Source organism: Arthrobacter sp. ISL-5, assembly GCF_018613835.1.
Lineage (GTDB): Bacteria > Actinomycetota > Actinomycetes > Actinomycetales > Micrococcaceae > Arthrobacter.
Genome location: NZ_JAGGPM010000016.1, coordinates 37,477 through 62,538 on the forward strand (window position 1 = coordinate 37,477; position 25,062 = coordinate 62,538).

General features: G+C 68.1%; 23 protein-coding genes and 1 riboswitch. Of the genes, 15 read left to right on the top strand and 8 right to left on the bottom strand.

The features are described 5' to 3' along the window. The first annotated feature begins 22 nt into the window (after positions 1-22). A complete protein-coding gene (locus J7I89_RS08515) occupies positions 23-1,585 on the top strand; it encodes a hypothetical protein (RefSeq protein WP_214969077.1) in 1,563 nt (520 codons plus the stop codon). Here the strand turns inward: J7I89_RS08515 and J7I89_RS08520 are convergent. Next, a complete protein-coding gene (locus J7I89_RS08520) occupies positions 1,575-2,903 on the bottom strand; it encodes an APC family permease (RefSeq protein ID WP_308159843.1) in 1,329 nt (442 codons plus the stop codon). The two genes, J7I89_RS08515 and J7I89_RS08520, sit on opposite strands and share 11 nt — an antisense overlap. 116 nt (positions 2,904-3,019) lie before the next feature. Between J7I89_RS08520 and J7I89_RS08525 the strand changes: the two genes are divergently transcribed. The 4 genes from J7I89_RS08525 (at position 3,020) to J7I89_RS08540 (ending at position 7,478) form a co-directional block, all read left to right on the top strand. Then, a complete protein-coding gene (locus J7I89_RS08525; RefSeq protein WP_214969081.1) occupies positions 3,020-3,835 on the top strand; it encodes a methyltransferase domain-containing protein in 816 nt (271 codons plus the stop codon). Positions 3,836-3,995: 160 nt separating this feature from the next. Next, the gene (locus J7I89_RS08530; protein ID WP_214969083.1) at positions 3,996-4,619 is read left to right on the top strand and encodes a LysE family transporter; all 624 of its coding nucleotides are present in this window, start codon (positions 3,996-3,998) and stop codon (positions 4,617-4,619) included. Positions 4,620-4,764: 145 nt separating this feature from the next. Beyond that, on the top strand, positions 4,765-5,337 hold the full coding sequence (locus tag J7I89_RS08535; protein WP_214969085.1) for a low molecular weight protein-tyrosine-phosphatase: 573 nt from the start codon (positions 4,765-4,767) through the stop codon (positions 5,335-5,337). Further along, positions 5,334-7,478, top strand: a complete 2,145-nt coding sequence (locus J7I89_RS08540) for a chorismate-binding protein (RefSeq protein WP_214969087.1) — start codon at positions 5,334-5,336, stop codon at positions 7,476-7,478. Before J7I89_RS08535 ends, J7I89_RS08540 begins: the two co-directional genes overlap by 4 nt. Before the next feature lie 27 nt (positions 7,479-7,505). Here the strand turns inward: J7I89_RS08540 and cls are convergent, their stop codons facing one another. Then, positions 7,506-8,993 (bottom strand): cardiolipin synthase, encoded by a 1,488-nt coding sequence (gene cls, locus J7I89_RS08545; RefSeq protein WP_308159844.1) that lies wholly within the window; start codon positions 8,991-8,993, stop codon positions 7,506-7,508. 93 nt (positions 8,994-9,086) lie between these two features. Here cls and J7I89_RS08550 point away from each other — a divergent pair, with 93 nt between their 5' ends. The 6 genes from J7I89_RS08550 to J7I89_RS08570 all read left to right on the top strand — a co-directional run bounded on the left by J7I89_RS08550 (position 9,087) and on the right by J7I89_RS08570 (position 13,511). After that, positions 9,087-10,019, top strand: a complete 933-nt coding sequence (locus J7I89_RS08550) for an aminodeoxychorismate lyase (protein ID WP_214969091.1) — start codon at positions 9,087-9,089, stop codon at positions 10,017-10,019. Between the two features lie 50 nt (positions 10,020-10,069). Continuing rightward, positions 10,070-10,852 carry an alpha/beta fold hydrolase gene (locus tag J7I89_RS08555; RefSeq protein ID WP_214969093.1) on the top strand — a complete coding sequence of 261 codons (783 nt, stop codon included), beginning with the start codon at positions 10,070-10,072 and terminating at the stop codon, positions 10,850-10,852. Between the two features lie 146 nt (positions 10,853-10,998). Next, a complete protein-coding gene (locus J7I89_RS08560; RefSeq protein WP_214969094.1) occupies positions 10,999-11,136 on the top strand; it encodes a hypothetical protein in 138 nt (45 codons plus the stop codon). Positions 11,137-11,153: 17 nt separating this feature from the next. After that, positions 11,154-11,552, top strand: coding sequence for a hypothetical protein (locus J7I89_RS25105; protein WP_251045084.1), 399 nt, complete (start codon positions 11,154-11,156; stop codon positions 11,550-11,552). Beyond that, entirely contained in the window at positions 11,449-12,405 is a 957-nt protein-coding gene (locus J7I89_RS08565) for an FAD-binding oxidoreductase (protein WP_251045085.1), read from the top strand. Before J7I89_RS25105 ends, J7I89_RS08565 begins: the two co-directional genes overlap by 104 nt. Before the next feature lie 95 nt (positions 12,406-12,500). After that, entirely contained in the window at positions 12,501-13,511 is a 1,011-nt protein-coding gene (locus tag J7I89_RS08570; RefSeq protein WP_308159845.1) for an EAL domain-containing protein, read from the top strand. Between the two features lie 17 nt (positions 13,512-13,528). Here the strand turns inward: J7I89_RS08570 and J7I89_RS08575 are convergent, their stop codons facing one another. From J7I89_RS08575 to J7I89_RS08585, 3 genes are read right to left on the bottom strand one after another with little or no spacing between them, the layout of a single operon-like run. Beyond that, positions 13,529-14,578 carry a PLP-dependent cysteine synthase family protein gene (locus tag J7I89_RS08575; protein ID WP_214969096.1) on the bottom strand — a complete coding sequence of 350 codons (1,050 nt, stop codon included), beginning with the start codon at positions 14,576-14,578 and terminating at the stop codon, positions 13,529-13,531. Then, a complete protein-coding gene (locus J7I89_RS08580) occupies positions 14,575-16,230 on the bottom strand; it encodes an aromatic amino acid ammonia-lyase (protein WP_214969097.1) in 1,656 nt (551 codons plus the stop codon). The genes J7I89_RS08575 and J7I89_RS08580 overlap by 4 nt, the downstream gene beginning before the upstream one ends. Positions 16,231-16,234: 4 nt before the next feature. Continuing rightward, the gene (locus tag J7I89_RS08585) at positions 16,235-17,530 is read right to left on the bottom strand and encodes an NtaA/DmoA family FMN-dependent monooxygenase (protein ID WP_214969098.1); all 1,296 of its coding nucleotides are present in this window, start codon (positions 17,528-17,530) and stop codon (positions 16,235-16,237) included. Between the two features lie 187 nt (positions 17,531-17,717). Beyond that, positions 17,718-17,833, top strand: a riboswitch (SAM riboswitch). A 13-nt stretch (positions 17,834-17,846) separates the two neighbouring features. Here J7I89_RS08585 and J7I89_RS08590 point away from each other — a divergent pair. Genes J7I89_RS08590 through J7I89_RS08600 form a run of 3 tightly spaced genes read left to right on the top strand, consistent with a single transcriptional unit; the run spans position 17,847 to position 19,771 of the window. Beyond that, complete coding sequence (locus tag J7I89_RS08590; protein WP_214969099.1) at positions 17,847-18,155, top strand: DUF1737 domain-containing protein; 309 nt, start codon at positions 17,847-17,849, stop codon at positions 18,153-18,155. Then, on the top strand, positions 18,152-18,562 hold the full coding sequence (locus tag J7I89_RS08595; RefSeq protein WP_214969100.1) for a rhodanese-like domain-containing protein: 411 nt from the start codon (positions 18,152-18,154) through the stop codon (positions 18,560-18,562). Before J7I89_RS08590 ends, J7I89_RS08595 begins: the two co-directional genes overlap by 4 nt. Beyond that, a complete protein-coding gene (locus J7I89_RS08600; protein WP_214969101.1) occupies positions 18,563-19,771 on the top strand; it encodes an O-succinylhomoserine sulfhydrylase in 1,209 nt (402 codons plus the stop codon). It abuts the gene before it with no gap. Between the two features lie 33 nt (positions 19,772-19,804). Here J7I89_RS08600 and J7I89_RS08605 read toward each other — a convergent pair whose 3' ends face one another. Further along, positions 19,805-20,110: a DUF1905 domain-containing protein gene (locus J7I89_RS08605; protein ID WP_214969103.1), complete on the bottom strand. Its 306-nt coding sequence runs from the start codon at positions 20,108-20,110 to the stop codon at positions 19,805-19,807. A gap of 75 nt (positions 20,111-20,185) precedes the next feature. Between J7I89_RS08605 and J7I89_RS08610 the strand changes: the two genes are divergently transcribed. Continuing rightward, complete coding sequence (locus tag J7I89_RS08610; RefSeq protein ID WP_214969105.1) at positions 20,186-22,774, top strand: AMP-binding protein; 2,589 nt, start codon at positions 20,186-20,188, stop codon at positions 22,772-22,774. Here the strand turns inward: J7I89_RS08610 and J7I89_RS08615 are convergent. Both J7I89_RS08615 and J7I89_RS08620 read right to left on the bottom strand, forming a co-directional pair. Beyond that, a complete protein-coding gene (locus J7I89_RS08615) occupies positions 22,762-23,430 on the bottom strand; it encodes an aspartate/glutamate racemase family protein (RefSeq protein WP_214969107.1) in 669 nt (222 codons plus the stop codon). The genes J7I89_RS08610 and J7I89_RS08615 overlap by 13 nt on opposite strands. Positions 23,431-23,668: 238 nt before the next feature. After that, a complete protein-coding gene (locus J7I89_RS08620) occupies positions 23,669-24,907 on the bottom strand; it encodes a glutamate--cysteine ligase (protein WP_214969109.1) in 1,239 nt (412 codons plus the stop codon). Positions 24,908-25,062: the final 155 nt, after the last annotated feature.

Sequence of the window (25,062 nt, forward strand, 5' to 3'; positions counted from 1 at the left end):
TTTCGATGATTGACTAGCAAGCATGTTCGAGTCTGTAAGTCTTTGGGGGATGCACGCCGCAGACCTGGTCTCGCTGGCACCGTCCGCACTTGCCATTTATGCCGGGTACAGCGCTTGGCGCGCCCAGCCCAGATGGCTGATGGGGCGCCGGCGTCAGCACGCAATGAAGCACGTAGGCATCCCCAAACGGGCTACGAGGCTTCGCGTAGGGCAGATCATCGCGGGAGGTCCAAGGACAGCAGCCGATGAACTGAATTGGCTCGCCACCGCATATCCTGCGAACGGATCGGCGCCTGCCTTCGGCCGTGGCAACCCCATGCCCGTGACCTTTGCGCTCCCGGCCCATGCCCTGAACCGGCTCTCCAAAGCCTACGCCGCCTATGCGGCCGACATCCGCCGGGGTTCCTTCCTTGGGACAACATCGGTACCGGTCGTTGAACATGACGCCGCGATGGCTCTCCAGACGTCGGCGCTTCTCTCCGAAGCAGCCTCGGGAGGAGGTTCCGACGCCGCGATGGAAAGCAGGCACGTCCGGCTGGAGCTGCATCACCCGAAGCGCACGCTGGACATCTGGCAGTTGCCGGATGTCAAACGAGGCACTCTCGCCTACGACCTTTACGTCAGTTACCGCCGTCACCGCCTGAGGCCGGAATTCCTGGAACCGTCTTCCGGCGGCCCATCGGCACCCGCGCCTTTGGAAGCCCCGGATATGGAGACCGAGCTCTTGCGCACCACTCCAAGCGAAGACCGCGCGCTGAGGAGCAAGTTCAGCTCCCAGCATTCCTTTGACGGGGTTCTGCCACGCCTGGTCGGCTGGCGGACTGAGCGGGACGACAGCAACGGACGGCTTCGCCTCCATCTGGCAATGGCGGAAACGACATACGCCGCCGTGCTCATTGACCACTACCCCGAAACAGTCAACGGCTTGCACGGGACCGGGCCGGGGGTACAGCGGACCGTCAACGGAAACGAGGCCAAGCTTCTAACTCTTTCCACGGTGGTGGTCAGCTCCGATCGGATGATGCTCTTTGCCGGCCGGTCCCGCAATGCCGGCTCCCATCAGGAACAATTCGGGCCAGCAGTGAACGGAAACCTCGAGCTGCGGGCGCGCAACGGAATAGTGCCGGACAGCGGCCAGTCTGGTGTCCCGGACCCTATACGCGCTTTGGCACGGGAGGCGGGCGAGGAGCTGGGCCTGGATCTGGATCCTGGGCGGTTCCAGGTGCTCGGGATAGGAAAGTTCAGCGTTGCCAAGGAGAACGGCACCCACGTGCTCTTGTCGGTGGCCCACTCCGACCTGACGGCGGAGGAGATTGTTGACGGCGTCCGAAATGCTGATCCGATGGAGGGCCGGTGGGAACTGGGCGGCGAGGTCCTGGCAGCGCCCCTGCCGCAGGATGCACATGGCGTAGAGCCGTTATTGTCATGGCTGCTTCACGATTCCGAACTAACACCTCATGCAACCCTGACGGGAATCGCCGTCGTGGCCAGATACTTCCCCGTGTCGCACGATCAGTTGATGCGCCTGGCGAGCGCTCCCTGGGATCGAAGCTATGTTCCTCGTCGGATGCAGATCAAGTTCTGACGCCGGCTTCCTGGGCCTCGGGCTTACCGACCCCTTCGTCCGCCGCGTCGTCCAGCGTTCCGCGGCGCCGGGCGTGCCCGCCGACCGCCACCGCGGCCGCGCCGAGGAGGACCGGAACCAGCAGCGCCCACCCGCTGAACAGCAGAACCAGCACCATCACCGCCGCAGCAACGATGACGCCGTACCAGGCGGCCGACCCCGGGCGAAGCAGCCGCACGCCGGACGCAAGCCCGAATGCAGTCACCGCTGTAAAGCAGGCCGACGCCGCACCGATCTGGAACTGCATGCTTGCCAGCCCGGCCGCCGCCGCGCCGAAGGACACAAACGTCAGGGCTGCCAGCACCGCAAGGCTGACGGCCGGCACCTGCCCCGGGGCTCCGCCGCGCGCCAGGCGCCGCGGCAGCACACCGTCGGACGCCAGCTTGGCACCCAACCGGCTCGCGCCCGCAATGAAGGTGTTCAGCGGGCCGAAGGTGAGGACCGCCGCCGCGACCGCGGTGAGCGGGGCGGCCACTCCTCCCAGCCCCTTCTCCAGCAGGTCCGCCACGGGCACCGCACTGCCGGGCAGCCCCGGGCCAAGGACTGCGACGGCGGCCGCCACCACGCCGATGTAGACCACGCCCACCACGATTAGCGTCAGCCAGGTGGCCCGCCTGAGGTCCCGCTCCGGGTGGCGGAATTCCGCGGCCAGATGCGTCACGGCCTCCCAGCCGGCGAAGCAGAAGAAGAGCAGGCTCGCGGCGCCGCCCACAGCCCAGTAACCATGGGGCGCGAAGGGCTCGAAGTTCTCCGCCTTCGCATACGGGGCGGCCACCGCCACGGCCAGCGCCAGCAGCCCCACGAGGACCACCACGAGCGTCAGCTGGATGCGGCTGGAGAGTTTGATTCCGACGGCGTTGCTCGCGAACCCGGCCGCCAGCAGCAGCGCTGCGGCCGCCAGGGCCGTCCCGCGGCCGCCGCCCAGGGCGTGGGCGATGTAGTTGCCGCCGATCACCCCGGTGGCGGGAGCCCCGAACGGGATGGCGAAGTAGAAGAGATAGCCGGCAACGGCCGAGGCGCGCCGCCCGAACGCCCGCGTCACGAAGTGGGCTATCCCCCCGGCGTCGGGCTGCTGGCCGCTCATTTCGGCGAAACTGAACGCCACGGGCGTGCAGAACACCAGCAGCAGCGCCCACGCGAGGAGCGACGCCGGACCCGCCTCCTGGGCCGCGATGGCCGGGAGCACCAGCACGCCTGACCCGAGAATGGCACCGATGTAGATCCCCGTCGCCCGGAAGACGCCGAGCCCTGATTTGTTGCTGGTCCTGTTGTTCTCCACCCCTCCAATCATCCGCAGAACCCGGTCCGGCAGAAGCAGGGAAACAGACGGCCGACAACAAAAAACTGCCTGTCTTGCTCCGGCCGATCCCGGGCGCGGAGGAGTAGCGTTTCCCTATGAGTGCGGAGCAGCCAGACGATGTGTACACGCACGGCCACCACGAGTCGGTGGTCCGGGCCCATGCCTCCAGGACGGCGGAGAATTCCGCGGCGTTCGTGATCCCCCACCTCACCCCCGGGGTCTCGGTGCTGGACGTCGGGTGCGGGCCGGGCAGCATCACGTGCGACTTCGCCGGGCTGGTGGCCCCCGGAAAGGTGACCGGACTGGATCGCTCCCCGGACGTGATTGCCCACGCGCGGGAGCTGGCGGCCGATCGCGGCGTGGAGAACGTCGAGTTCGTGGCCGGCAACATCTACGACCTGGACTTCGAGGACGACACGTTCGACGTCGTGCACGCGCACCAGGTCCTGCAGCACCTGACCGATCCCGTGGAGGCGCTGCGGGAGATGCGGAGGGTGGCCGAGCCGGGCGGCATCGTGGCCGTGCGCGACGCCGACTTCCACGGCATGAGCTGGTACCCCGCCATCCCCGAACTCGATGAGTGGATGAACCTGTACCAGCGGATCGCCCGGCGGAACGGCGCCGAACCGGACGCCGGACGCCGCCTCGTTTCGTGGGCGCAGGCCGCCGGCTTCACGGACGTGGCGCCGACGAGCAGCAACTGGCTCTACGCCACCGGGCAGCAGCGGCGCTGGCAGGCGCGGGTGTGGGGCGAGCGCGTGCTGCATTCGGCCTTCGCCGACCAGGCCCTCGAGTACGGGTTCGCGCAGGAGGCGGACCTCACACGCATCTCCGCCGGGTGGCACCGCTGGGGCTCCACGGACGACGGCTGGTTCCTCATCCCCAACGGCGAGGTCATCGCGAGGGCCTGAACCTGGCTCCGGCACACGCACGCACCCCACCCATGCGCCGATTCACCAAAAATGGCCGCCCAAGGCACCGTCCGGGCGGCCATTTTTGGTGAATGGCCGAGGGGCGCCGTGGTGAATGGCCGTGGAGTGACCCGCCGGCGGGCCGCACTAAGCTTGTTTGGTGCAATTCTCCCTGTGGCTGGCCCTCGCGGGTGCCGGCGTCCTCATCAGTTTCACTCCCGGCGCGGGCGCCATCAACACCATGAGCAACTCGCTGACGTCCGGCTTCCGCCGCTCCATCTGGGGCATTCTCGGCCAGCAGGCGGCGCTGATCATGCACGTTGTCATCGTTGCGCTGGGCGTCGGAGTCCTTGTTGCGGGATCCCCCGTGGCCTTCAACGTCATCCGCTACGCCGGGGCCGCCTACCTGGTGTACCTCGGGATCAGGCAGTTCCTGCACAAGCCGGACCTGGACCAGGAAAAGACCGCCGCCCTCAGGAAGGAGCCCGCCTGGTCCATGTTTCGCCGCGGCCTCTGGGTGAACCTGCTCAACCCCAAGGCGATCGTGTTCTTCCTGGCCTTCATGCCGCAGTTCATCCGGCCGGAACAGCCGCTGCTGGCGCAGTACGTCGCCCTCACGGCAACGGTGGTCATCATCGACATCCTCGTCATGTGGTTCTTCTTCGCAGCGGCGGCGAAGTCGTTCCAGCGCTTCACCCATGATGTCCGGGGCCAGACCAGGCTCAACCGGATTTTCGGCGTCCTGTTCGTCGCCGTGGGCATCCTGCTGGCGCTCATGCACTAGGTCCGGTTCACTGGGCCGGGATCACTACGTCCGGGGAGTGCGATTTCGCCAATTATGACCCGGCCAGCAGGCAACTTTACGGATTCCCCGGATCATAAGGCCCCTTACTAGCCAAGGTGGAGTGTCATCCTCCATGCTTAGCACCATGACCTCAATGACCAGCCCCTACCGGATCATCGCGGTCTGCACCGGCAACATCTGCCGGTCGCCCATTGCCGAGCTGATGCTCACCGAGGCCTTCGCCGCGGCGGGGCTGGCCGGGGACGTCGTCGTCGACTCCGCGGGCACCACGGCCTATGAGGTAGGGCGCCCCATAGACCCCCGGGCGGCGCGGAAACTGACCGCCAACAACCTCACCTCGGACCATCACGCCGCCAGGGAGTGGCGCGCCGAATGGTTCACCGAACGCCACCTGATTCTCGCCCTGGACGTGGACCACTACGGCTGGCTCCGCGCGTCGGCACCGGACAAAGAATCACTGGCGAGAATCCGTATGTTGCGCAGCTTCGACCCCGCCCTGGAATCGAAGGATCCCCTGGAGCAAGGAATCGAAGACCCCTGGTACGGCGGGCAGGCGGACTTTGATGCCGTGTGGAACCAGGTCCAGGCATCGGTGCCGGGAATCGTCCAGTATGTCCGTTCAGCCATAGCTGCAGCGTCAGAGGAAGACGCCCCGCTCCAGCTTCAGAACAATGAGCAGGTACGCTCTATTTCATGACCCCCGCTCCTGTGATCATCGCCATTGACGGGCGGTCCGGCGCAGGCAAAACCACGTTGGCCATCGAACTGGCGGCACGGCTGCGGAACCACCACAAGGTCTCCCTGTTTCATCTGGAGGACATCTATCCGGGCTGGAACGGGCTCGCCGCTGGCGTTGAACGCTATGTGACCACGGTGCTGGCGCCCCTGCGCCGCGGAGAACCGGCCACGTGGATCAGCTGGGATTGGGCGCGGCATTACGACGGCGACGCCCGGGTCACGCTGCCCGCCGAGATCGTGATCGTGGAAGGTGTGGGGGCAGCTGCCGCCGCGGCCAGGCCGCTCCTGGACGCCGTCATCTGGGCCGATTCCCCGGATGACGAACGCCGCACCCGCGCCCTGGAGCGCGACGGCGACACCTACGAGCCCTACTGGGACCAGTGGGCCGCCCAGGAATCGGAGCTCCTGGCCTCGGACAGCATCCGGGAGCACGCGGATGTCCGGGTCCTGAACCGCGCCGACGACACCGCCCCGGCCGACGTCCTGCAGGCGCTCACCTACCTCCCGGCCCTCGCCACCGTGCTGGTTCCGGAGCTCTCCGCACGCCGCGGCCTCCGGCTCCGGGCCGAGCGCATCGAGGGCCGCCCGGACGCCGCCGCCCTCTTCGGATCGCTGTACGGCAACTCTGCGAATGCAGTCTGGCTGGATTCGTCCCTCGTTCCGCCCGCCGCGGACAGCGCGGGCTGGGAGGGGACGCCCGCCGCGGAGCGCAGCCGCTTCAGCATCCTCGCGGACGACGGCGGCACGTTCGGCCAGTCGGTCCGGCACCGTTCGGGGACCAACCGGATTACTGCCGGATCCGCCACGGCGGAGGTGTCCGGCACGTTCTTCCGCTGGCTCGAGACCGTCTGGGGCCGGAAGGCGGTCCGCGGCCCCGAGGGCTACCCGTGCGACTTCACCCTGGGCTGGCTCGGGTACCTCGGCTATGAACTCAAGCGCGAAACCGGCGGATCCGACGTCGCGGCGGACACCCCGGATTCGGCCCTGATCTTCGCCGGGCGGGCAGTCGTCCTGGACCACGCGGACGGCGCCGCCTGGCTACTTGCCCTTGACGCACCGGACGCGGCCGACTGGCTCGCCGGCGCCCGCGCCGCCGTAACCGCGGCGGGCCGGGCCGCCACCGAGCGTGCGGCCGGCGGCAACGGCGTCGTGAGTCGGGCGGCGCCGGCGTTCACTAGCCGCGATACCGAGGCCGGCTACAAGCGCAAGATCGTTGAGGCCCAGCACGAGATCACCGAGGGGAACACCTACGAGGTCTGCCTCACCACTACGCTCACGGCCGACGTGCCCGCCGACGGCCTCGATCCCTGGCCGACGTACCTGGCGCTGCGGAGGAGGAACCCGGCGCCGTTCGCGAGCTACCTTCGCTTCGGCGGCCTGACGGTGGCCAGCACGTCGCCGGAGCGTTTCCTGCGGATAGCGTCCGACGGCGGCATGCGCGCCGAGCCGATCAAGGGCACCCGGCGCCGGGCTGCTGACCCGGAGCTCGATGCGGCGCTGCGGCGGGACTTGGCGACCTCGCTCAAGGACCGGGCCGAGAACATCATGATCGTCGATCTGCTCCGGAACGATCTGAGTCACTTTGCCGAACCGGGCTCCGTGACCGTCAGCCGGCTGTGCGAAATCGAAAGCTACGCCACGGTGCACCAGCTCGTGAGCACCATCGATGCCACCTTGCTGCCGGGGTCGCCGCGGGCCGAGGCGGTGGCGGCGTGCTTCCCGGCCGGCTCCATGACGGGCGCGCCGAAAATCAGCACCATGGCCATCCTGGACCGGCTGGAGGACGGCCCGCGCGGTGTCTACTCCGGGGCGATCGGATACTTTTCGCTCAATGGGGCCACGGACCTTGCAGTGGCCATCCGCACCCTGGTGATCCAGTCGGACGGCAGTGACGACTGGGCGGCCGACGGCGGCCAAGCCATCGGCGGCGACACAGACGGCAACGCGACCGGCGCCAAAGGGGGGCGGCGGGCGAGGCTCAGTCTCGGCGTCGGCGGCGCGATCACGGCCGATTCTGCGCCCCAGGAGGAATACGAGGAAATCCGCACCAAAGCCTTCGGCGTGCTGTCCGCGCTGGGTTCGGAATTCCCCGGCAGCTGAGCCCGCGGCTCAACAGCCGAACCCCGCCTACTGCACCGTCGCCGTAAGCCGTGCGACGTTGTCCACGTACCTCGCCGCGAGGGGCCGGCGCATCCAGGCGTCGAGCTTCAGCTCGTGCGAGATGTCCCGGTACGTGTCCTCCACCGCGCGCATGCTGTCCACGATCTCCGTGCCCAGCATCATCACGGAGACCTCCATGTTCAGCGAGAAGGAGCGCATGTCCATGTTGCTGGAACCAAGGACGGCCACTTCGTCGTCAATGGTGAAGTGCTTGGCATGCAGCACGAACGGAGCCTTGTAGAGGTAGATCTTCACACCAGCCTCCAGCAGCGCCTGGTAGTACGACTGCTGCGCGTGGTGGACCAGGAACTGGTCGCCTTTCTCGGAGACGAAGAGTTCGACGTCGACGCCCCGCTGCGCCGCGGTGGTGATCGCATAGAGCAGGGAGTCGTCCGGAACGAAGTACGGGCTGCAGACGGAGATCCGGTGCTGGGCGGAGTAGATGAGCGTGTTGAACAGGCGGAGGTTGTTTTCGGTGCTGAACCCGGGCCCGCTGGGAACCACCTGCGCCGTGACACTGCCCGGGGCGGCCTCGGCGGGAAGCTGCAGCTGGGCCTCGAGCTGCGCTTCCAGTGACTCGTCCGTCTCGCTGAGCCAGTCGGTGGCAAAGACCACGTTGAGCGTCGGCACGATGGGGCCGCGCAGCCGGGCCATCAGTTCCACCCATTCACGCCCCACTTTGCGGTGCTTGGGGTTGTTGTAGGACGGCTCGATCAGGTTCTGCGATCCGGTGAACGCCACTTCGCCGTCAATCACCATGATCTTGCGGTGGTTCCGCAGGTCCGGCCGGCGCCACTGGCCGTGGATGGGCAGCAGCGGGAGCATCCGCCGCCACTGGATCCGGCTGGCCCTGAGGCGCTTGAGGAGCTCGCGGTAGCCCTTGATCCGGAGAGTGCCGATGTGGTCAAACAGCACGCGCACCTCAACACCGCGGTCGGCGGCCTCTTCCAGGGCCGTGAACAGTTCATCCGTCACGTGATCCGTGCTCATGATGTAGAACTCGGCGTTGACGAACCGCTTGGCGTTCCGAACGGCCTCGGTCATGGCCGCGATGGAGTCCGGGTACCCGGGGATCAGCTCCACGGAGTTGCCGTCCACCATGGGAATGGAGCCCAGCCGGCGGTTGAGTTCGGCCGCGGACTTCACCCATTCGGGCCCCGGGTATTCACTTCCGACGTCGGACAGCACCGACGTGCGGGCCCGCACCCTTTCGCTGACCAGCTGCTGCTGCTCCACGCGGCGCCGGGAAAGCCGGAAGTTGCCGAAGAGCAGGAACAGGATCAGGCCTACGGACGGCACGAAGAAAATGCCCAGCAGCCAGGCCATGGCGGTGGTGGGGCGGCGGTTGCCGGGGATGATGCCCACCGCGAGGATCCGGATCATGAGGTCGGCGGCGCCCAGCAGCAGGATCAGCCAGGACGGCAAGGTTCCGGCAAGCGGAAATGGCCACAACACAGGCGAACCCCCGATATTTCTTGCCCTCGGAGCCATTCCGGAAGGCGCGGACCTGCCCAGCCTATCGGGCACGGCCCGCACTAAGCTGGAGGCATGACTTCTCCTGCCTCCGCCACCGTGCTGGTATTCCTCGACCCGGACTACGAATTCGGCCGGATAGCCGACCCCACGCAGCCGCAGCTGATGGCCACCGACCAGGGCGCCACGCGCGGCGACGGCGTTTTCGAGTCCATGCTCGCCGTGGCCGGCCGGACCCGGAAGGTCCAGGCTCACCTGGACCGCCTGGGCGGCTCCGCGCTGGCCCTGGACCTTGAAATCCCCGCGCAGGACGTATGGCGGCGGGCCATCGAAACGGGCGTCGCGGCGTTCCGTTCAGACAACCCCGCGTCCTCCCCCGATGAGGATGAGGCCGTGGTCAAGCTCCTGGTGACCCGCGGCGTCGAGGGAGCTTCCTCCCCGACGTGCTGGGTCCAGGTCTCGCCCGTCGGGGCTGCGGCCCGGCGGCAGCGCGAAACCGGCATCGACGTCATCCTGCTGGACCGGGGCTATGACAGCGACGTTGCCGAACGCGCCCCGTGGCTGCTGCTGGGGGCCAAGACTCTCTCCTATGCCGTCAACATGGCCACCCTCCGCCACGCGCACAAGCAGGGCGCCGACGACGTCATCTTCACATCGTCAGACGGCCGCGTGCTGGAGGGCCCGACGTCGACCGTTCTGCTGGCGCACGTCGAAACGGGCGACGGCGGCGCAACGGTCAAGCGCCTCATCACGCCGCAGCTGGACAGCGGCATCCTCGCCGGCACCTCACAGGGCGCCCTGTTCGCCGCAGCCAAGGCGGCCGGCTGGGAGCTGGGCTACGGCCCGCTGGAACCCCAGGAGCTGTTCGACGCCGACGCCGTCTGGCTGATTTCCAGCATCCGGACGCTGGCGCCGGTCAACCACATCGACGGCCGCGAAATCGGCACCCCGGCGCTTCGGAAGCAGCTGACGGCCGAGCTGAACGAGCTGTTTGCCGGGATCGGATAACGCCTGCCGGACGTTGTGGTGCTGGCCGGCCTGGAGGAAAATAGCGAACCATGGCCAGCACAGTGGAAATCGACGGGCACCCGACGTGGGTCGAAGACCGTGGCGGTTCAGGCACACCGCTCCTGCTGCTGCACGGCGGCCTCAGCAACAGTGACGAGCTACTGAACAGCATCGGGCGGGGCCTCTCCGAAAGCTACCGCGTTATCGCCTTCGACCGCCGGGGCCACGGCTATACGGCGGACACCGACGCCGACTTCCACTACGCCGGCATGGCAGCCGAAACCATCGGTGTGCTGGAAAAAGTGGTGGACGGGGCGGCCCACCTGGTGGGGTGGAGCGACGGCGGGATCATCGCCCTGCTCGTCGCCTTGCAGCGGCCCGACCTGGTTCGGAAGATGGTGGTCATCGGGGCGAACTTCCACTATGACGGCATGGTGCCCGTGGAGATGGATCCCGATTCGCCGATGGCGCGGGAACTGGGCAAGGCCTACATCGAACGCTCCCCTGACGGTGCGGGACATCTGGATGAGGTCTTTGGCAAGAGTCTCGCGATGTTCTCCGCAGAGCCGACACTCACGGCCGCTGACGTCGCGCAGATCAGCAGTCCGGTGCTCGTGCTGTCCGGCGACGACGACCTCGTCTCGCTGTCCCATACCGTCGCCCTCTACGAAGCGCTGCCTGAGGGCCAGCTGGCCGTCGTGCCGGGCGCATCGCACGCGCTTCCGCTCGAGCAGCCGGACGCGGTCAACGCCCTTATCCTCAAGTTCCTGGGTGCCGCCGGGCCGCCGCAGACGCTGTTCCCGATCCGCCGCGCGCGCCCGGCCACCGCATAGCGTCGGAGCCCATTCCTTCCGAGAGGCGGTAAGGGTATGGTCTGGCTCAGGAGGCGAGCACATGGACTGGGCGCTGGGACGATCCCCGGATTCACCGCTGCATGATCGGCCGCCATCCAGTGCGCGGCCCGTGACGAATCACCGTCATGAGCAAAGCGGAGAAGCAGAACCTGCGGTATTGCGACTACTACTGTTTCATGTCGCTGGCGGACTTCATGGCGTGGGTGCAGGAGGACGGCGGCAGTGAACCGGACATGTCCTACACCCGGGAACGCACCCGGTAGCTGTTGGAGGGCGGGCCGTGAGTGAGCGGCCCGGAGGCAAGCCCCTTTCCCTCTGGGTTGCCACGGCCGGGTCCACCACCTATGCCTCCCTGGACGCCGACATTGACGTCGACGTTGCCGTGATCGGCGGGGGCATCGCCGGACTTACGGCGGCTGAACACATCGCACGAACGGTTTCCGGGGAAGGGCTCGACTGCGGCTTCCGCCGCGTATCCAACTACACCTACGCCGAGACCGACGGCGCCTTGGGCCGCGTGCGCGACGAAGCGGCCCTTGCCGCCCGGCTCGGCCTTCCGTCCGTCTTCGCGTCCGATGTCCCGTTGCCCTTCCCCGTCAAAGGCGCCGTCCGCTTCGACGGCCAGGCGCATCCACGCGGTCAAGTACCTGCAGGGCCTGGCCGGAGCAGTCCATGGTGACGGCAGCTTCGTGTTCGAGGAGTCGCCCGCGGTCGCGCTGCAGGACGGGTCACCGACGGCGGTCAACACCGAGCGGGGCTCTGTCCGGGCGCGGGACGTCATCGTGGCCACGAATGTACCGTTCGGCGACCGGGGCGTTTTCGATGCCCGCTGTTATCCGCACCGCTCCTACCTCACCGCCAGCCTGGCCGCCGGGCGACGGCTCGATGACGCGTTCAGGAACTCCACGTTCATCGGCGTTGACGAGCCGATGCGCTCCATCCTGACGGTCGATGTGGACGGAACCAGCTACGTGCTCACCGGGGGTGAAGGCCACCGGGCGTCCGACGTCGGCGACGCCGCCGAGCGCTACAGCCGGCTCGCCGCCTTCGCCCGGGACCGCCTCGGCGCCGGAGAGACGGCGTTCCGCTGGTCAACGCAGGACGCCATGCCCGTGGACGGGCTGCCGTACGTCGGGCTCATGTCGCCGGATGCCCGCCACGTCCACGTGATCACCGGCCTGCGGAAGTGGGGCCTGACCAACGGCACCGCTGCGGCACTCATTCTCGCCGACACCCTCTGCGGCCGGCACAACGCGTGGGCCGCGGTGTTCCGGTGGCACCGTCATTCAGGGGCCGGCCGCGAAGAACCTCCCGCCCAAGCCGCTGCCCTACTGAGTACACCGGACGCCCACGTGCCGGCGAAGCCGAGTGAAGGAAAAGTGTCGCAGTACACAAATGTGGCGCAGTCCACAAATAAGAGACAGCGCGCCCTTTCCCGTTGTACGCTTCTACCACGGCCATCCCGTCCGCGCCTCGCGGGGAAGCGGCGGAGTGGCCCGGTTCCGGGCTCAGCCGGAATCGTGAACCTATAAAGGAATAGCCGATGTCTAGGGACGAAACCTCCCTTCCTGCATTGACAAACTCACTACCCGCGGGTCGGGGGGCCCAGGCAGAGCTGCAAGGGGATGTGGGTGACACAGTTGTGCGCTGGCAGGCCCGAGGAATTATCGACGAGCTGCTGGCGGAGTCCGATCCGGAGACTGAATGGACCCGGGTAAATTTGCGCGAGCTCGTGGCGGCGCATCCGGACAGCCCTGAGCAGGCGTTGCTGGAACACCTCACCGCCACCACCGCACTGGCGAACGCCCCGGAGGATGACGCGCAAGTCACCCAGGCTGAGCAGCAGCCAGTGGAGGTGCCCGCCCCCGTTCCCTTTACCAGGCGCAGCAGGAACCGGATTGAAGCCGTCCTTGGCGACAGGATGCTCATGACCGCCTTCCAGCCCGTGCGCCAGCTTCCGGCCGGGCATGTGACCGGCGTTGAAGCCCTAACCCGGTTCGTCAGTGATGACGGCGCCAGCGCCGACCACTGGTTCAACGAGGCCGAGTCTGTGGGCCTCGGCGCTGACCTTGAAATCGCCGCCCTCCACCGTGCCCTCACGGCGGCCCAGGCTGTCCCCGAGCACCTGTTCATCGCCCTGAACCTGACACCCGCCACGTGCATGGACCCCCGGATCCAGGGATTGCTCGAGCACTCCCAGCTGGCCGTGAACAGGATCGTCATCGAGCTGAACGGCCAGGTCCCCGCCAACAAGTACGCTTCCCTCTCGGCCGGCCTTGCACCGCTTCGCGCGCGCGGACTGCGAATCGCCGTGGACGGAGCCGGCGCCGGCTTCACCTCCATGGACCAGGTGCTGGAACTCCATCCGGACATCATCAAGCTGGGCCGCACGTTCATTGAAGGAATCGAAAGCTCCGAGTGGCAGCGGCTGCGGGCCACCGCCATGGCCGAGCTCGCCCAGCACATCGGCGCTGCCCTCGCCGCGCAGGGCGTCGAAACCAAGGAGGAACTGGCGGCGGTCACTGAACTCGGAGTGTCTGCCGCGCAGGGTTATCTCCTGGGCCGCCCTTCAGTCCATCCACTGGACTGGAACGCCTGGACGCGGTCCGAAAGCGAAACGGCCCAGAGCGGTTTCTGACGCCGGATGCCGGAGGATCAGTCCTCCGTCAGGTCCGTGGCGAGGCGGATGTGGTTGTCCGCCAGCCACTCCGGGTTGAAGGCTTTGCTCAGGTAGTTGCTGCCCGTGTCGGGGGCGATGGCCACCACCACGGACCCGTGCGGCGCTGCCCGCGCCACCCGGAGGGCCGCCGCAACGGTCAACCCGGACGACGGCCCGAGGGACAGCCCCTCCTCGTTGAGAAGCCGGTGCACGGTGGTGTACACCTCGTCGTTGGGGATCCGCAGGAACCGGTCCAGCAGGCTGCGGTCAAAGACCTTCGGCCAGTCCGGCTTGGGCCAGGAATTGCCAACTCCGTCCACCAGGATCTGGCCCGGGTGCCCGCCGCTGTAGACCGAGCCGTACGGGTCCGCGCCGATCACCTCCACATGCCCGGCCGATTTCTCTTTCAGGTACCGCCCGTTTCCGGTGATGGTGCCGCCGGTTCCCACTCCCGCCACGAAGTGCGTCACCCTCCCGGCCGTCTGCTCCCAGATCTCGGGCGCGGTCCCCTCGTAGTGCGCCTGTGGATTGGCGGGGTTGTCGAACTGCAGCGGCCGCCATGCCCCCGGCGTTTCCGCGGTGATGCGCGCAGCCACGGCCCTCGCATTGGCCGGTGAATCCGCGGGCGCAGTCCAGTCCGTGAACACCACGCGGGCACCGTAGCGGTGCAGCAGTTCCAGCTTTTCGGAGGATATGGAGTCTCCGGTCACCACCACCACCGGGTGGCCGGTCAGTGCCCCGATCAGGGCCAGCCCGATGCCGGTGTTCCCGGAGGTGCTCTCCACGATGGTTCCCCCCGGCTGCAGTTGCCCGCTGCGCTCGGCGGCACGGACCATGCTCAGCGCGGTCCGGTCCTTGATGGAGCCGCCCGGATTTTCCGACTCCAGCTTCACGAAAACCGTGCTGCCCAGCCCCCGGCTGAGCACGTCCAAGGGCACCAAGGGGGTGTGGCCCACCTGCGCCAGGACAGCCCCGGCGTCGGCCGTAAGGTCCACCGCTGGCGCCGCATGCCTGGGCGGCCGGTGCCTGCCGGTCACGGTGCTCATGCCTCTCCTCCCGCGTCGTCGTCCCCGGCCGGAGCCGGCGTGCGCAGCTCCGGCAGCCCGGCAAGCAGATCCCGCAGCTCGTCCCGGGCCCTGTCAACCAGCACCGCCGCCGGCAGCCGGTCCGCCAGCAGGACGGAGAGGCGGTCGACGACGGCGACGGTCCCCTTGCCGAGCGGCCTCACCTCGGCGGCGGACTCGCTTCCCCCGCCTTCCGCGCCCTGCGCCTCGGCCAGGAGGTACGCGGCCGTCAGCGCCTCGATGGTGAGCAGCTTGTCTGCGGTTTCCACGGCCCGTTCCAGCTGCTGGAGGGCCAGCGGCGCCAGGGTGGAGTGGTCCTCCACATCGGCGGAAAGGGTCGGGGCGCCGAGCGTTGCCGGGGCGGCGAGGAACTTCAGCTCGGCCAGCAGCCCCGCGGCCGAATACCAGAGCAGGCCGGGGAGGTCCTCGGACGCCAGCGGGGTGCCGCTCCGCGCAGCCTCCAGGTTGAGCTGCCGGATGAGCCGCTGCGGCGGATACAGCTTCGCAATCCGCCGCTCGCTGCTGATCCCCACGTGTGCCAGCCCCAGCCGCAGCGCCTCGAAGGCCAGGGCCAGCTGCATCGGCTGGAAGTTCCCGCCGGAGACCATCCGCCCGGAGACCAGGTCCGTCAGCGGGTTGTCGCCGCGGCCGTTGAGCTCCACCTCCAGCGCCTCGGCGAGGGCCGTGACCTGGGCCCGGAAGGCGCCGTGCGTCTGGGGCGCGGCCCGGAAGGACAGGGCGTCCTGCACCGACACGTCGCGCCGAGGATCCTCCAGCCAGCCGCCCCGCACAAGGCGCCGGACCCGGGCGGCCGAGACTCTCTGGCCGTCCACGGCCTTGGCCGCCTGCACGGCCGGCGAAAACGGGCTGAGGTTCCCGCCGCCGTCGTACCTTGCGGTTGCCTCCAGGGACAACGCAAGCGCGGTGTCCGCGAGGTCGGCGAGCCGCAGGAGCCGGCCCAATTCGAGCGCTCCGGCGCCGATCGAATACGCGTTGGCGCTGACCAGCGCGAGGGCCTCTCCCGGTGCGAGGACCAGAGGTTCCAGCCCCGCCCGGGCGAGCGCCTCGGCGCCGGCCACAATGCTGCCGTCTGCCGCGAGCGCCTGCCCTTCCCCGATGGCGACGGCGGCCACGGCGGCCAGCTGGGTCAGGTCCGACGATCCCACGGACCCGTCGCGCGGAATGGCCGGAGCCACTCCCCTGTTGAGCAGTTCGGCATAGAACCTGGCCGTGTCCGGGCGGACTCCCGAACCGCCGCGGGTGAAGCCGATGAGCCTGGCCAGGATCACGGCGCGCACCTCGTCGGGGGCCAGCAGCGCTCCCACGCCGCTGTGGTGGTACCGGATCACCTGGATCTGGTAGTCGAGGATGGACTCCTCCTCGACGGCGGTGTCCCGGCCGGAGCCGAGCAGGGTGTTCAGTCCATACACCTTGTGGCCGGAGTCGATGGCCGCCTGGACCACCTCGCGCGACAGCCCCATCAGTTCGAGGGCGTCGGCGCTCAGGAGAACCTCGACCCCCGGATCTGCCGCGGCCCTGGCCACTTCCTCGGCCCGGATGTGCGCCGTGCCGATCAGGAAGGCGCCCCGCCGGGTGCCCGGCTGGAGGCCTTCGGATACCCTGGCCCCGTCCATGGCGTCAGAAGTCCAGCAGGTTCCGGCGGAACCCGCCGTCGCCGTAGCTTGTCCGGAGCAGTCCCCGGCGGCGAAGCACCGGCGCCAGTTTGTCCAGCACCCCATGCACGGTGGCGGGGTCCACGAATCCGGAGAACAGGAAGCCGTCCCCGCCCACCGCCGCCCCCGTCTCCTCCAGGTAGTCGGCGATTTCCTCGGCCGTGCCGATGATGCTGTCGCCTGCGCCGCCGCTCCTGGCCTGCAGGAGCTGGCGCAGCGTGGAACCGGGCGGACCTGCCTTGGCGAAGTGGTCCAGCGTGCCCTGGTTGCTGTTGGTGGTGAGCTCCGGGAGGGGCTCGTCCAGGTCGAACTGCTTGAAATCGATCACGGAAAGGTAGGAGATGGAGTTCAGCTGGCTGTCGATGTCCCGCTGCGTGAGTTCCCGGCGCGCGGCCCAGAGCTCGTCCGCCTCCGCACGGGATCCCACCACGGTGGGCTTGAAAACGAAGAGGACCTTGACGTCGTCGGGGTTCCGGCCGGCGGCAGTTGCCTCGGCCCGGATCGAATCGCGGTAGGCCTTCATGCCGTCCACACCCCTCGCCAGGGCAATCGCAACGTCCGCGTTGCCGCCGGCGAAAGCCTTGCCGCGCGGCGAGGCGCCGGCCTGCACCAGCACAGGCTCCTCCGGCAGCGGTGCCGTGTTCAGCGGGCCGCGGACCTTGAAGAACTCGCCGCTGTGGTGGATGGGCCGGACCTTGGTGTGGTCCGCGAAGATGCCGGCCCGGGTGTCCTCGAGGATCGCGTCGGGTTCCCAGCTGTGCCAGAGTTTGCGCACGACGTCCACAAATTCCTCCGCCTTCTCGTACCGGAGGTCGTGTTCGATCTGCTGGTCCAGGCCATAGTTCTGCGCGGCGAGGTCGCTGCCGGACGTCACCACGTTCCAGCCGAGCTGCCCGTTGGAGAAGTGCTGCAGCGTGGCCAGCAGCCGGGCCGCGGTGAAGGGCGGGTAGAAGGACGCACTGACGGTGGGCACGATCCCCAGGTGCTCCGTGTCGGAGAGCAAATACGGCACCAGCGCTAGCGGATCATGCTTCGGCGCGAACGACGCCTGGGCCAGGCTCACCGCTGCGCTGCCGCCGTACGTATCCGGGACGGTGAGCGAATCCTCGATGATGAACAGGTCCAGGCCCGCCCGCTCGAACTCCCGCACGGCATGCTGGTACAGCGCGGGTTTCTTCCAGTCATACCCGATCCCGTAGCCCGGCGTCCCCCAGCCCTGGACTCCGAAACCATGGCCCACAAACCATCCAAAGTGCAGCATGGGACTGACTGTATTGCCGCTCGACTCGTTCACGCTTGCCTGGTTTCATCCGGCGTTACGGTGGTTCATCTCCCGTCATTATCCCCCCGGCCGGCGGCTTTGCAACCGGGCTTCCGGGGCCCCAGCGTTACGCAACATGACGGCGACGGCGGTGCGCGCCGCCGTCGTCGGTGTTACGTTTTTGGGGAGTAATGAGAATCGGTGCCAAGCCCTGACTGGCCGGTCGGCAACCCTCCCTTTCGCGGCGGGGTGCCTCAGGTGAATACTCGGCATATCGACCACTTCGAGCTGCAAGCGTGAGAGAAGGAGATCCGTCATGACGGACGCCCCCGCCGGCGTAACCCTGCCGTCCCAGCAGGACCAACCTGAGGAAAAATTGTCCTACCGCCTGATCACGGGACCGGACGACCGTGCCTTCTGTGAGCGCATCTCCACAGCCCTGGCAGAGGGGTACGTGCTGCACGGCAGCCCCGCCGCCACGTACAACGGCATCAATGTGATCGTGGCGCAGGCCCTTGTTCTGCCCTACGCAATCGCCACCGCCGACGCCGCTGTGGCCACCGCCGTGGACCGGCTGGACTCGGACGAAGACCTCAACGCCGAAGCATTCGAGGGGCACGCATGAGCTACGCCGGAGACCTGACCCCGCAGGATGCGTGGGCCAAGCTGGAGGAGGGCGCCATCCTGGTGGACGTCCGCACCGAGGGCGAGTGGGCGCACATCGGCATCCCGGACACCAAGGCCACGGAGAATGACCCGCTGTTCATCCAGTGGACCTTCCCCGGCGGCATCCCCAACCGCGACTTCATCGAGCAGCTGAAGCAGCAGGCCCCGGAGGACGCCAGCGTTGAACTCGTGTTCCTGTGCCGCTCGGGCCAGCGGTCCATCGCCGCCGCCATTGCCGCCACGCAGGCGGGTTTCACCGCCTACAACGTCCTCGAGGGCTTCGAGGGCGAGCCCGACCGCTACGGCGAACGCACCGTCAACGGCTGGAAGAACCGCGGCCTGCCAACGAACGTGGGAAAGAACTAAGTGACCTTCAATCAAGACGCCGCCGGCTGGAGCCCAGAGACCCAGGCTGTCCGCGGCGGGCTGGACCGTACCAACTTCCAGGAAACCACGGAGCCCGTGTTCCTGAACTCCGGGTTCGTCTACGAATCCGCCGCCGCCGCCGAGCGTGCCTTCACCGGCGAGGACGAACGCTTTGTCTACTCCCGCTACGGCAACCCGTCCGTGGCCACCTTCCAGGAGCGGCTGCGCCTGCTGGAGGGCACCGAGGCATGCTTTGCGACGGCGTCCGGCATGTCCGCCGTGTTCACCGCGCTCGGTGCGCTGCTCGCCGCCGGGGACCGCGTGGTGGCGGCCCGCTCCCTGTTCGGTTCCTGCTTTGTGATCCTCAACGAGATCCTGCCGCGCTGGGGCGTGGAGACGGTCTTCGTTGACGGACCAGACCTGGAGCAGTGGCGCGAGGCCCTTTCCGTGCCAACCGCCGCCGTGTTCTTCGAATCGCCGTCGAACCCGATGCAGGAGATCGTGGACATCGCCGCGGTCAGCGAACTGGCACATGCCGCGGGGGCCACCGTCGTCGTCGACAACGTCTTTGCCACGCCGCTGCTCCAGCGCTGCGGCGAGCTCGGCGCGGACGTGATCGTCTACTCCGGCACCAAGCACATCGACGGCCAGGGCCGCGTCCTGGGCGGGGCCATCCTGGGCACCAAGGAATTCATCGACGGACCGGTCAAGCAGCTCATGCGCCACACGGGGCCGGCGCTGTCCGCGTTCAACGCGTGGGTGCTCACCAAGGGCCTGGAAACCATGGCCCTGCGCGTGAACCACTCGTCGGCCACCGCCCTGCGCCTCGCCGAGTGGCTCGAAGCCCAGCCCGCCGTCAGCTGGGTCAAGTACCCCCTGCTGAAGTCCCACCCGCAGTACGAGCTCGCCGCCAAGCAGATGAAGGCCGGCGGCACCGTGCTCACCCTGGAACTTGGGACGACGGCCGGCCAGTCAGGCAAGGACGCCGCCTTCGCGCTGCTGGACGCCCTGAAGATCATCGACATCTCCAACAACCTGGGCGACGCCAAGTCCCTCATCACCCACCCCGCCACCACTACGCACCGCGCCATGGGCCCGGAAGGCCGCGCGGCCATCGGCCTCAGCGACGGCGTGGTGCGCCTGTCGGTGGGCCTGGAGGACGCCGAGGACCTGATCGGGGACCTGGAGCAGGCGCTCAAGCAGATCTGATTTTCGGGGTGACTGGGCGTCAGGCGTCAGTCGTCAGTCGTCATGCTGGAAGGTGAACACAACACCCACCTCATCTCCGGCGCTGATGCCTGCCGCCGTCCTGACGGCTTTCTTGACGGGGAGCAGGTAGGACCGGCTCTTGCTGTCGGGGAACAGGGACGTCTCCCACCGGTGGCCGGCAATCGAGGCCGCCACTTTCACGGAGCCGAAGCCTTTCCGGAATGCGGCCGACTCCTCGCGGACCTCGTCGGCGAGGTCCTCCGGCAGGGTGAGGAAGTGCCAGCCGGAGTCCCCCGGGTAGAGCCATAATTCGGCCCGGAACGCATACGAGGTCGTCACGAGATGAGTATCGCACGGCGTAACGCGGGCGGATCGGTTTTACTTAGGTAAGCCTTAACTAATAACATCTTCCGGGTGACCACACAGCTTGATTTCGAGCGGGTGTCCTTTGCCTCGGATCTTGCGAGCCACGGGGACAGGCCCGCCATCCTTGCCGACGACCTCGCCCTGACGTACCGGGAACTTGCCGACCGCGTCGACGCTCTCGCGCTCCGGCTCGGCACCGAGCGGCGCCTGGTGGCGCTGGCCGCCGCCAACGACGTCGACTCCCTGATTGCCTACCTGGCGGCTTTGGTCTCCGGCCACCCGCTGATCCTCGTCCCGGAGGACAAACCCGCCGCCCTGAACTCCATCGTCGCGGCCTACGACCCCGACGTCATTCTGCGCTCCGGGAACGGGCAGGCCGTGCTGGAGGAACGCCGTCCCGGCACCCGGCACGAGCTGCACCCCGACCTTGCACTCATGCTCAGCACCTCCGGCTCCACGGGCTCGCCCAAACTGGTGCGCCTGTCCCACGCCAACCTGCAGTCCAACGCCGAGTCCATTGCCCAGTACCTGAACATTGGCCCGGAGGACCGCGCGGCGACGACCCTGCCGATGTCCTACTGCTACGGGCTGTCCGTGATCAACAGCCACCTGCTGCGCGGTGCAGGACTGGTGCTCACGGACCTGTCGGTTGTTGATCCGTGCTTCTGGGACCTGTTCCGCAGCCGCGGGGCAACCGCGTTCGCGGCCGTTCCCTACACCTTTGAGCTGCTGGAACGGGTGGGATTCGCGGAGATGGACCTCCCCAGCCTGCGCTACGTGACCCAGGCCGGCGGCCGGCTCGCACCCGAGATGGTGCAAAGCTACGCCGGGCTCGGCCGCAGGCGCGGCTGGGAACTCTTCGTGATGTACGGCCAGACGGAGGCCACGGCCCGGATGGCGTACCTGCCACCCAAGCTGGCAGCCACCGTGCCCGGCTCCATCGGTATTCCCGTGCCCGGCGGAGCGTTCCGCATCGACCCCGTGCCCGGCCTGGCCGACGGCGAACTGGTGTACACAGGGCCCAACGTCATGCTCGGCTACGCCGAGAGCCCGGCGGACCTCGCCGCGGGCAGGACCATCAGCGAACTCCGCACCGGCGACCTCGCCCGGCGGCATCCGTCCGGCGTCTACGAGGTGGTGGGCCGGCGCAGCCGGTTCGTCAAGATCGTGGGACTGCGGGTGGACCTCGGGCAGGTGGAGCGGATCCTGGCCGACCTTGGCGTGCAGGCGGCGAGCGCCGGCACCGACCAGGGCCTTGTTGTCGCCGTCGAAGGCGACCACGACACGCACCTGCTGGGGAAGGTCCTCGCCCAGGGGATCGGGCTGCCCCGGACGGCCCTCGAGCTGCACGCCGTCGAGCATCTCCCCCGCCTGGCCACCGGCAAACTCGACTATCCGGCGGTCCTTGCCCTGTCCCGAAACAACCTGTACGGCCTGGAGCCGGCCCGCCCCGATCCGGCCCGTCCGGAGCCGGCCGACGGCTCGTCGGCGACGGCCGCCGGGCCTGACAACGTCCGCAGGATCTTCCAGGACACCCTCGAGCTCACGGACATCACCGACGGCGACACGTTCGTCTCGCTGGGCGGGGACTCGCTGTCCTATGTGGCGGCGTCCGTCCGGCTTGAACAGGCCCTGGGGCACCTCCCGCCGGACTGGCACGTCACCCCGGTCCGGGACCTGGAACCGCGACGGCGGGACGTGCCGGCGCGCGGGTTGCGGCGCTTCTTCGCGCCGCTCGAAACCAGCATCGTGCTGAGGGCCGTGTCCATCGTGCTGATCGTCAGCACGCACATCGGGTTCTTCAGCTGGCAGGGCACGGCGCATGTGCTCATGGCGGTGGCGGGCTACAACTTCGCCCGTTTCCAGCTGTCCGGGGAACGGCTCCCCAGGCTCCGGCGGCAGCTGGCCAGCCTTGCCAGGGTGGTGGTCCCCAGCATGGTGTACATCGCGTTCGCCTACCTGGTCACCGACAGATACAGCCTCGCCAACATCGTCCTCCTCAACGCCGTCATCGGGCCGGAGGCGGTGACCACCCAGTGGCACTTCTGGTTCATTGAGGTGCTGGTCTACCTGCTCGTGGGCATGACAGCCCTGCTCGCGATTCCCTGGGTGCACCGCACCGAGCGGCGCTTCCCGCTGTTCTTCCCGCTCGCCATCACCGGGGCCGGGCTGCTCTCCCGCTACGACCTGGTTGATCCCGGCGTGCCGCACACTTCGCCCGCACTGTGGCTCTTTGCCCTGGGCTGGGCCGTCGCGCGGTCCCGGACCGTGGCCCAGCGCTGCATCGTGTCTGCCCTCGCCGCCCTGACAGTTCCGGGGTTCTTCGAGAACGCCACCCGGGAACTGACCGTGGTCGCGGGGATCCTGCTGCTCATCTGGCTGCCCACGCTGCCTGTGCCGAAGGTCTTCCGCCGCCTGACCGTGCTGCTGGCCAGCGCCTCGCTCTACGCATACTTGGTCCACTGGCTGGTCTACCCGCCGCTGGTCGGGATCAGCCCTGCGCTGGCCGTCGCGGCATCGCTTGCCGCTGGCGTTGCCTACTGGGCGCTGTGCATGCGGGTGATGGGCACGGCGAGCCGGTGGAGGATTAACCGGCGGCGGGAACGTGCCGGCCGAATCCTGCCTCAGACTGTCTGAAGCTCCCGGGCCTGCAGGCCCCGCGAGGCGACGGCCGAGACCAGCATGGAACCTGCAGCCATGACCGGGTCGATCACCGGAATCCCGAGCCTGCTCCGCAGGACGTCCGCCATGCCGATGCTCGTCAGCCCGGTGCTTGCCTCAACGATGACATCCGCGCCGGCATCCACCAGCATGTGGGCGGCGGCGAGGGCGTCGAAGATTCCCGTCGGCAGGAGGAAACCTTCGGGGGTCTCCACGCTCTCCGGGCCGTCGATCAGCAGCATCCGCTCCCCGAGGGCGTCCGAGATCGGGCCCGGCACCGAGTGCTTCAGGCCCAGGACGCCCACCCGGCCGCCGAACGTGAGCGCGGCGGCAGCCGCCGCGGAACCGGCACCGATCACCGGAATCTTCACCAGGCCGCGCACCTCCGCCAGGCCGGGGTCGGCGGCGCAGCTGACAATCAGGGCATCAACGTCGCCGGCCATGTCGAGCGCCAGCTCCACGACCTTCGGAACCGCGCGCCGCAACGACTCCGCGTCGTAAACCCCCGACGGCTGGTCCGGGATGCACCGCGACGTCACGTCGAAGCCGAAGGTCTCCTGCAGCAGCTTTCCGTGGGAGTTCAGCAGACGCCGGTCCGACGTCGTCAAAACCCGGATGATTCCTACGCGCATGGTCCATGCCTTCCCCGAGCGGATCATTTGGTTCCACAGTATCCAGCCAATATTTCGGCCGGTTTACCGGAAAATGACTTTCGGAAACATCCCCGCCGCTAAGCCGCACCCGCACCCGCACCCGCCGCCGCGCGAACTGTCAGATAACGCCCTGTTTCCCGCGTTTTGAGGGCATTACCTGCCCGTTCGCGCTGCAGGAAGGGGCTGAATTGTCCGTTCGCGCTGTGGAGGAAGGCGATCAGGACTGGCGGACGCGCAGCAGCTCGGGCACCGGAACAGCGTCCGCGTCGTCCGCGTGGCCCACCGTCCCCCGCAGTGTGGCCCGGACGGCATGCGCGACGACGGCACCCAGCCCGCCGTCGTCGGGCGCTGCCTTCTCCATCACCGTTTCGCGGATGGTGCGCTGCTCCGCAGCGCCGGTTCCGCGCGCGATGATCTCCTCGACGCCCTGTCTGGCGAGCTCGAGCTCCCCGTTCTCGGCCAGGACCGGCTCGAGGAAGTCAACCAGCGAGCGCGCCACGTCGGCGGCGGGTGCCGGCCTGAAGCTGCCGAAATCCAGCAGCTCCCCGCGCAGGCCGAAGTTGCTCGCCTGCCAGGCGGCCATGCGCAGCAGCACCGTGGGGACAGGTGCCGGCTCCACGCCGTCGCGCCATTCCCTGCCCGCGGACTCCACCAGCGCGCGCACCAGGACGGCGATCAGCGCGGCGTCCTCGGCACGGAGGCAGACGTCCGCCACGCGCACTTCCACAGTCGGATGGTTCCGGGAGAGGCGGGCGTCAAAGTAGATCATGCCTTCGTCAAACACCACGCCGCTTTCCAGCAGCCGGGTCACGACGCGCCGGTAGGAGGACAGGCTGCCGTAGATGGCGGTCGGGCCCGACGACGGCCAGCGGTTCCACGCCTGCGTCCGGTAGCTTTCGAATCCGGTTTCTACGCCGTTCCAGAACGGGGAGTTGGCGCTGAGCGCTATTAGAACTGCCAGCTTGTCCCGGATCCGGTCCAGGACGGCCACCCCTTCGTCCGGGGATTCGATGTAGGTGTGGACGTGGAAGCCGCAGGTCAGCTGTTCCTGGGCTGTCAGTCCAAAACGTTCCAGCATTCTGGCGTAGCGCGGGTCCGGTGTGGTGTGGCTGGAGAGGGCCAGCGGCGAGGTGGCCAGCGCGGCCACCCGCGCGCCCTGCCTCTGGGCGGCTTCATCCGCCATGACCCGGCCTGCGAGGATCTGGCGGAGCAGTTCCGCACGGTCCAGGCAGGGGCGCGTCTGGGTCTCAATCTGCTCAAGCTTGAGTTCGGCGCTCAAGCCCATTTCGTCGTCGTCGGCCGTTGCAGTGGCCTGCTTCTGCAGCAGCCGGGGTTTGTCCGGTGCGTCGTCGGCCGCGAGTTTGCGGCCGGCCAGCAGCGCATCGGCGAGCGCAAGCGGTTCGCCGCTGTCCGGATGCACGATCAGCAGTTCTTCCTCGACCCCAAAAGTCCGCATGCCTACATTGTGCGCCAGACCAGCCAAAACGTCCCCGACATGACGAAGCGCGAACGAGCAGTTAACGCCCTCAAATCCGTCCGGAGGGGTCGTTATCTGCCAGTTCGCGCTTCGAGAAGGGGGCTTAAGTGTCCGTTCGTGCTCTGGCTTAGTCG